The organism is Candidatus Aquicultor secundus (assembly GCF_002791875.1).
Taxonomy (GTDB): domain Bacteria; phylum Actinomycetota; class Aquicultoria; order Aquicultorales; family Aquicultoraceae; genus Aquicultor_A; species Aquicultor_A secundus.
On the sequence record NZ_PFNG01000084.1, the window covers coordinates 17,896 to 18,668 of the forward strand.

1 protein-coding gene is annotated in these 773 nt (G+C 44.9%); it reads right to left on the reverse strand.

Going from position 1 to position 773, the window contains the following annotated elements; all coding sequences use genetic code 11:
* On the reverse strand, positions 1 to 400 hold a 400-nt coding region (locus tag COY37_RS03380), incomplete at its 3' end, for a DsrE/DsrF/DrsH-like family protein (RefSeq protein ID WP_286976093.1).
* Between the last annotated feature and the right edge of the window lie 373 nt (positions 401 to 773).

Sequence of the window (773 nt, forward strand, 5' to 3'; positions counted from 1 at the left end):
GCTTTAATCCAAAAGCATCCATGGTCATCTGGCACGGTATGAACTTTATGCCCGACATCATGGCCATCTCGATCAAAGTCTCGAGGCTCGCGACCTTTTCGTGCTTAAATATCTGCCTCATCATCCAGGTGCCCATGCCACCCATATTCATCTGGGATATTTTAAGTCTGCTGGTATGACCTTTCTTCATGAATCCCATCATCTTGGTCATCCAGTCCTTGCCTGTGATTCCAACGTTCTTTTTCTTGAACGCTAACAGGCCCCAGAAGGTAACGAACACGGTAACTTCAACGTCATAGGCGGCTGCAGTAGTCGCCAGTATAAGTTGCGGGTAAACCTTGTCCAGATCATCGCTCCAAGCAACTATCGTTGCTTTTTTAGGCTTTTCAGCTTCGCTCACGCCCAGTAACCTCCTTTAATTCTTATAATCCAATCAACACATATAGCTAGAATCTTCGAATTATATGTCTGAGCTGGTAGTTAGCATCTCTAGCTTCTTAATCGGCATGGTTGCGGTAAACATTAGCACATTAGCATGCGCTTACTACAACCCGCCAAACCGCCGACCTTAACCACCTCCGTACTCAACAAGACAAGTCACGGTAGATACTCCAGCATATTCACAATATACTATACGGGGTATTATACACTAAGCACGAAAAAAATGGAAGTAAACTGTTGATAAGGTTACTGTCAACGTTTAGTAGGCGCATCTCGTTGCTTCTTTATGCGAGCGCTCCTAGTCCAGCAATATCACGCAAAACTCCTACCCA